This window comes from Candidatus Stygibacter australis (genome assembly GCA_030765845.1).
GTDB classification, from domain to species: domain Bacteria; phylum Cloacimonadota; class Cloacimonadia; order Cloacimonadales; family TCS61; genus Stygibacter; species Stygibacter australis.
In genome coordinates this window covers 1-7,692 of record JAVCDJ010000094.1, presented here as the reverse complement: position 1 = coordinate 7,692, position 7,692 = coordinate 1, and the positions used below count along the sequence as shown (strand labels likewise).

Below are 7,692 nucleotides of genomic sequence, written 5' to 3'. Positions count from 1 at the left end.
TAAGACAGGATCATAAGTAAAATATAGGTTAATGTATCTGACATATTAATTCCTTATGCTACAGGCTCTGGCTCCAAAAAGCACAGTGCCCAGACGCAGCAGATTTGCTCCCTCATCAACAGCAATCTCAAAATCATTGCTCATTCCCATTGAAAGCCATTTAAGCTCAAGCTCAGAGTATTCTTTACTAAGCTGTTCCTTCAAACTTCTTAATAAGCTGAAACTGGCTCGCAATTCCATCTCATCTTCAGTAAATCTCCCGATTGTCATCAGTCCAATTAAATTCAAATTATCATATTCCAGGATCTTTCCTGCTAATTCTGCTGCTGCTTCGGGAGTCACACCAAATTTGCTTTCTTCGCCAGAAGTGTTCACCTGTAATAAGATATCCTGAATTCTATTTATAGCAGCCAGACGAGTATTCAATTTCTCTGCCAGATGCAGGTTATCAACGGAGTGGATCAAGGCGGGATTCAGACTCAGAAGTTTATTTATCTTATTTGACTGCAAATGCCCGATATAATGAAATTCTTCATATAGCCCTTTCAGAAGTGGTATTTTGGTTTCTGCTTCCTGAACTTTGTTTTCACCAATATATTCAATACCAGCTGATAGAGCAGCTTTGATCACATCCAGACCATGCGTTTTTGTGACAGCTAATAACTTGATGTCACTACGCTTTCTACCTGAGCGTTCAGCAGCTTTTACTATCCTCTGCTCTACTTCCTCAATTCTTAATCTAATATCCATATTAATCCATTTCTAGTTTTCAGGAAAGAGAATTTATAATCTCACATCATGTCAAGATAAATGCCTGTGAATCACTTCTTCCGGGTAGTAAGCAAAAATATGGCCGGGATCACATACAATGTTAAAATCGATGAAGCAAGCAAACCTCCTATGGATACTACCCCCATCGGTTGACGAAATTCCTTGCCTGATGCTCCCATTCCCAATGCCATGGGCATCATGCCTAATATGATCGCCAGGGTAGTCATCAATACCGGTTTCAATTTTGTGGGTGCTGCTTCGATTAAGGCATCATGACTGCTGTATTTATTCTCTCGAATCAATTGATTTGTGTAATCCATTATCAAAATAGCATTATTTACCACAATTCCCACCAGCATAATTATTGAAAGCATGGAGATCATATTGATCGTTATTCCGGTAATATATAATGCCGTGAATACTCCGATCATTGCCAGAGGTAATGTCGCCAGAATAATAAAAGGCTGCAAAAATGATTCCAGAATTGCTGCCAGCAGCATATATGTCATAATGATGGCGATCAGCATCACAAAAGCCATATCACGCAAATTTTCATTCATCATTTTTGTATTACCACCCCAGTCAATATTGTAACCAACCGGTATATTCAGACTATCAAGTCTTTTATTGATCTCAGCATTTATTTCACTTAAGCTGTAACCTTTTGCCACTCCCCCAGAGAATTTGATGGCTCTTATCTTATCCAGATGCTGAACCTGGGAAGCTGTCTCCGTAAAACTGATCTCACAGAATTGTGATAAAGTGAACACTCCTCTCTGAGTAACTACTGGTATCCTGCCAATCTCTTCCGGGGTATTCACCTCCGCATCAGAATAACTCACTCTGATCTCATATTCGTTATTATTCTCTTTATAATATGATGATGCCAGAAAACCTTCCATACCACTTCTCAGGGCATATGCCAAGTCGCTGATCGTTACTCCATACCCTGCCATTTTCTCACGGTCCGGGATAAAACTCACTTGAGGATTTCCTGCTTTAGAAGATGTATCAAAATTAGTCAATCCCGGCACATCCTTCATTATTTCTAAAATCTCTTCATTCAGCTTCTGCATTTCTCCGCTGTCAAAACCCGTTAAACTGAATTCCACTGGATCTGATCCCATGGACATTGAAGTCTGTTCTCCTACTTTGATCCGGGCATTTCTCACTTCAGATAATTCCTGCATCAGCAGATTAGATACTTCCACAGTTGACAATTCCCGCGCATCTATATTGATCAGCTTCACATCAAGATTTGCCACATGAGTTCCTCGCGTTGTTAAATCTATCTCTCCCAGCTTACTCATTATGTGTTCCACTTCCGTATGACTGGCAATAATATCTTCCACTTCCCGCACTTTTTGCTCAGTAGTTGCCAGGTCAGTTCCAGCAGGTAATTCCATCCTTACACTTAAACTTCCCACATCTGAACTCGGAGCAAATTCAAAACCCAGTTGCTTTGCCAGCTGAAAACTCATCAAAAAAAGTACAATAGCGATCACTATCACCAGACTGGAAATCCAGCGATTACCCAGAATTAATTTAAGCGATTTACCATAAAAACTTTCCCAGCCTTTAAAAAGCCTCTCAATGCTTTCTCCCACTTTATTCCTTTTCGGTTTTTCCGGCAGAATTTTTGATGCCAGCATCGGAGTGAGAGTAAAAGATATTAATAATGAAAATAATGTAGCAAAAACCACGGTCAAGGCAAAAGGTCTAATTGCTGAGCCCACTATTGAATGCAGACTCGCCAGGGGCAAAAATACCGCTATATTGGTCATTGCTGAAGCAATAACTGCAATAGTGATCTCAGATGTTCCCTTCTGAGCGGAATCGCGACTGTTCTCTCCCAGGTGTTTATGACGGAATATATTCTCAAGCACAACTACCGCATTGGTCACCAGTATCCCCACTGAGGTTGATAGCGCCATCAAAGTTATGATATTCATGGTATAACCCATTTGACCCATCAGGAAAAAACTACTGATCAAAGATACCGGCATGGCAATTGCTGCTATTAAAGTTGAGCGCAGATCGTGCAGGAAAAATAGTAAAATTAATGCTGTAAGCAGGATTCCCAATAGAATATTGGAAACTGTGTCATTTACAGAATCATGAATATAATCAGCATTTGTAAATACCTTTATCAAACTGGTTCCTGCCGGTAGCAACTTCTGGATATCATCCATGCGGCTATCTGCTTCGTCATCGACCTTCACCACATTTCCCTCTCGACTGATTACCAGTCCTAGTCGGATCACATTATCATATCTCTTATTTTTCTGAGTATCATAATAGGATGATTTTATCAGCTGCTCTTTCTTCCCATCGATCACGTCAGCAAGTTCACGTAATCTGCGCATACCATAAGCTGTGGGTATCCGCATTGCTTCCAGCTCTTCCAGATTATCGAATTCTCCTTCCAGTTTTGTGCTTAATCTCTCACTTTGCACCTCAAAACTTCCCCCGCTCATATCCAGATTCTCTGCGGTCAATAATTGTGAAACTGCTGGTATTGATATACCCTGGCTTCTTACTGTATTCTGCTTAAAAACTATCTGGATCTCACGTTCCACTCCCCCATCTACTTCAACTTTTGCCACTCCTGGTATCTTGGAAAACTCTTCTTTCAGAACGTTATTTGCCAGATCATACAGCTCCACATCCTTCAGCTCTCCGCTGAGTATATATTCTATTCCGGCACCGGCAAAAGGATCCACCTTCTCTATTTCCGGCTTCTCAACATCATTGGGTAAAGTATTCAATATGGCATCTATTTTATCCTTTATCTCCTGCAAGCCTAATTGATCATCCTTTGTCATCAGAAATTGCACTACTACAAGTGAGAAATTCTCTATTGAATAGGACTCGATCTTATCTATTTCAGATACTGTGGATATGGCATCCTCTATCTTATCCGTCACCTGTGATTCCACGATCTCAGGGCTGGCACCAGCATAAATCGTCTGAATTGTCACGATGGGAATTTCCATTTCCGGCATCTCTTCCAGATTCATGTTGCGATAAGCGATAAAACCAAATACCACAAACACCATTATCAGCATGGTCGCAAGTACAGGACGCTCTATTGCTAATTTAGCTAAAAACATCTATTATTCTCCCTTACCGGCTGATCTGAACCAGACTGCCATCTTCAAGGAGATTACGGCTTTCAACCACCAGCTTTTCTCCTGCTGCCAATCCACTTATAATCTCAAAATCCAGTCCACTGAACTGCCCTGTTATAACGTAACGCTTCTCTGCCCGATCACCTTTTATAATGTACACAAAATCACCACTGCTGTCCCGCAATAGATTCTTCTTCTCCACCACTATTGCGGCGGGATTATGATATACTTCCAGTTCGATCATCGCATTGATATTAAATTTCATGATCTTATCAGGATTATCAAATTCCAGATCCACTTCAAAAGCTCCACTTCGTTCATTCATGGCATAACCAACAGCCGTTATTGTGCCTTGATATTCATTTCCTTCCCATTTTGCGATTGCCGCAGAACCTTTTTGGATCATGCCAATTTCTTTCTCAGTAACAGTTACTTTACTTTTCAATCTATCCAGCTCAGCTACTGTGAAAAGCAGATCTCCTGACTCTACATGATCAGTCTCATCCACATATATCTCTACCAGATAGCCATCTATGGGTGCTCTCACTTCCAGCATCTTCTCCACTGTATTTAATTGTGATTCTGCTGCCAGATAACCTGCTTTCACGTTATCCACTTTCTGCTGTGAAATACCCCCGTCCTGATAGAGATTCTTTAGTCGCTCATAACTTGCTGACATCACATCATAATTCGCTCTAACTGCCTGATAATTCATCCCTGACAGATCCTGAGGAAATGTTACTATCACATCACCCTCTTTCACCAGATCACCTTCTTCAAAATTTATCTTTTCTACTGTGCCACCTACTAATGATTGCTCAGTTGCCTGATTAACTCCTGTCAATTTACCGTTATAATCAAGTTTTTTGCTGAAAGATTCCTCACTAAGAACCCGCACTTTTACAGGCACCCCGTTTTCTTTGTGTAATTGCTCCAGGCTTTTACTCTCGACTGCTTCCTTCTTCCCGCAGCCACTTAATAATAATATCCCTGCTAATATAATTATATATTTATTTCTCACCTTACTTCTCCTTTCTCATTTTATCTAAATCTCTTCCGATTGCTTTATCAAAATATATTTTTGCCAAAATCACTTCATATAAGGCATTACTATAGCTCAATTTGGCCTGCTGCCGATTCAATTGAGCATCAGCAATTTCAAGCTCTGTGCCCTGTCCATTGGCATAACGTGATTGAGCTATCTCATAGCCTCGCTCTGCAAGAGCAGAATTATTTTCCTGCACGGTAAGTTTCTCCCGGCTGTGATCCAGATTTTGCCAGGCGTTGCGGATATCAAGGCGTATCATTTCCTGGATATCTGCATCGGCTTCTTCTGCTTTTATTATTTCTGCCTGAGCTTCTCTGACCTCACTTATCCTGGTCAATCCTGTAAATAGAGGTAATTGAAAACCAAGTCCCACACTTGCCTGAGTACCAAAATCATCACCTTCAATTTCATAATCATCAGTTGCAGTATAAAAATTATAACTCGCTGTAAGTGCTATAACTGGATAAAAATCTGCCTTCTCCATCTTTGCCAGCACTTCTTTTATCCGCACATTCAGTTCCGAAAGCTGAACTTCTATCCGATTGCTCATACCTTCATCAAGTGCTGTTTCCAGAACTAATTCCTCTTGCTCAGGTAAATTAAAATCTGTCTCCAGCTCAAAATCTGTATCTCCCGTATATCCTATATAATTACAAAAATTCTCCCGACCGAGATTCAGATCATAACCTGCCTGTAAAACCTCAGGCTCCATTTTTTTATATTCCAGCTCTGCCCGTAATTTATCATATTCAGAAACCAGCCCCTGCTGATACATTTTATCCACATCCTGCAAGTGCTCATCGGTTAATTCCAAGGCATCATTCTGGATCTGCCACACTTCATGCGCCAGCTTCACTCCATAATACAAGCGAGTGGTTTCATAGATCACTTCCTGCACCTTCAACCGGTAATTCTCTTTCTGTATGTTCCGTACCCTGTCTGCTATCTTGATCCCGGATATCAGCTTGCCTCCTGCAAATAGTACCTGGCTTATTTCCAGTCCGCCTGCAAATGACCCCTCTTTTATCACTGATCCCGGTATTAATGAACTCACCATTCCATCCAGATAGCCCGTTATCAATTGCTGATTATCCCAGAGCACTTCATCTGTGCTGCTCATAGTACCCATTTCATCATCCAGCATATCAGTTAAATTATCCAGTTCAGATTGTGAGGATTCAGGTAACTCAGTTCGGCTTAGGCTGTATTGCCCCTGCAAAGTCAATTGAGGAAGCAGCATTCCTCGCGCTGCATAATACTTCTGGTTATATACTTCTATTTCCTGCTTCTCCTGATTTAATCCATGATTGTTCTCAAGAGCTGCTGTTATCGCTTCTTCCAGTGACATACTCATCAAATATAGAGGAAACAGCAAAATTAATATTATTAATCTCTTCATATCCCTTTCCTTATTTTTTTATTCCTTCCAGCATTGTATCTATTAAAAATTCATAGTTTATCCTCTTCTCGTCTTTATTATTTAATAAATCTATCCCTGGCACTTCTATGTGATATACACTGTTGATTATATTTAACATTACTATCATATATCTCTCTATATCAAGGTCTGCCTTAATTATTCCGGTATCTATTCCTTCCTGGAGTAATTTTCTAAACACCTTAAAAAATCCCTGCAGCATTTCATTAGCTATATTCTGTACCCGTTTTATCCGTACCTTCACTGCTTTCAGTAATATCATGAGCGCCAGGCTTTTGTGGGACTCATATAAATTCAAAGGGATCATCAGAAAAAACCTCAATTGCTCTATTATATCTATATCCTCCCCTCTCTTTTGCTCAAACTCAGCAAAATATTTTTGCCCTTCTTTCTTGATCACGCTCAAAAAAAGCTCTTCTTTGGACTTGAAATAATAATAAAGACTCGCCTTGCCGCTTCCCATAGCGATCGCTATCTGCCGCATGGAAGTATGCTCATAACCATGCAGATTAAATAACTGCCCGGCAGTCTCAATTATCTCTTCTCTTTTCTGATCATATTCCTTCATCATCTCTCCCGGGTCGATTCACTACTTCGACCACTTTGACCAAATCGGTCTAATAGGTCTAAACCGTCAAGAAATTTATAGATTTTATCATAATATCTATATTACACTCGAACTAAATCAACTAATTTCCCGGCAAACAGATGTAACAACATAGCACTATCTAACAAAAAAATGTCACTATGTGCTTTGTTGTTCCTCTTCTAATCCTAAAGTGGACTATTTTATGATCTATATTAATATTATATTTATATTTAAGCTACTCAGTAGTAAGTTTACATAATATTCAGCCTGATTTTGGGAAATTAGGCATGATTTCATCTTTTCCCGTGGGGTACGTTTGTTATTGTTAATAATATTGCTGAATTTTGACCTGTGGATTTTAAATTGCACCGTGAAATTAGCAGCAGGTAAGGTCAGAGTTTTGAACGGTACTCCGGGCAAACTTCGGGGTGACAATTATAAGCAGCCAGTTTTTAAATTATTTATCAGATCAGGGATGGTCTGTATACGCAAAAATGTAATCTATACACTGGTAAGTGATATTTGATTTTAATTGATTCGGCTTAATAGATATTATAGCTGATACTTGACTATAACAGTCTCTTGGTACATTCTCTATTATAATATTTTATTTATCTTGACAGCATTATAGTTAATGTACCTAAATGTCTTTGTTGATAATTAATAATCTTTGCGGGGAAAAATTATGAATAGATCTTGCTGCCGATTTATAAAT

The 7,692-nt window shown here is 39.5% G+C and carries 5 protein-coding genes; all 5 read right to left on the bottom strand.

Annotated features, from left to right (window positions below; genetic code table 11):
• Positions 1-45 precede the first annotated feature (45 nt).
• On the bottom strand, positions 46-750 hold the full coding sequence (locus RAO94_05255) for a YggS family pyridoxal phosphate-dependent enzyme (protein MDP8321736.1): 705 nt from the start codon (positions 748-750) through the stop codon (positions 46-48).
• A 71-nt stretch (positions 751-821) separates the two neighbouring features.
• Positions 822-3,884, bottom strand: coding sequence for an efflux RND transporter permease subunit (locus RAO94_05250; GenBank protein MDP8321735.1), 3,063 nt, complete (start codon positions 3,882-3,884; stop codon positions 822-824).
• Between the two features lie 13 nt (positions 3,885-3,897).
• Positions 3,898-4,923: an efflux RND transporter periplasmic adaptor subunit gene (locus RAO94_05245; protein ID MDP8321734.1), complete on the bottom strand. Its 1,026-nt coding sequence runs from the start codon at positions 4,921-4,923 to the stop codon at positions 3,898-3,900.
• Between the two features lies 1 nt (position 4,924).
• A complete protein-coding gene (locus tag RAO94_05240; GenBank protein ID MDP8321733.1) occupies positions 4,925-6,349 on the bottom strand; it encodes a TolC family protein in 1,425 nt (474 codons plus the stop codon).
• 10 nt (positions 6,350-6,359) lie between these two features.
• Complete coding sequence (locus RAO94_05235; protein MDP8321732.1) at positions 6,360-6,959, bottom strand: TetR/AcrR family transcriptional regulator; 600 nt, start codon at positions 6,957-6,959, stop codon at positions 6,360-6,362.
• Between the last annotated feature and the right edge of the window lie 733 nt (positions 6,960-7,692).

Excerpts from the sequence above, each read along its gene's own strand:
- RAO94_05250 (MDP8321735.1), bottom strand. The coding sequence starts at position 3,884 with ATGTTTTTAGCTAAATTAGCAATAGAGCGTCCTGTACTTGCGACCATG.
- RAO94_05255 (MDP8321736.1), bottom strand. The coding sequence starts at position 750 with ATGGATATTAGATTAAGAATTGAGGAAGTAGAGCAGAGGATAGTAAAA.
- RAO94_05240 (MDP8321733.1), bottom strand. The coding sequence starts at position 6,349 with ATGAAGAGATTAATAATATTAATTTTGCTGTTTCCTCTATATTTGATG.
- RAO94_05235 (MDP8321732.1), bottom strand. The coding sequence starts at position 6,959 with ATGATGAAGGAATATGATCAGAAAAGAGAAGAGATAATTGAGACTGCC.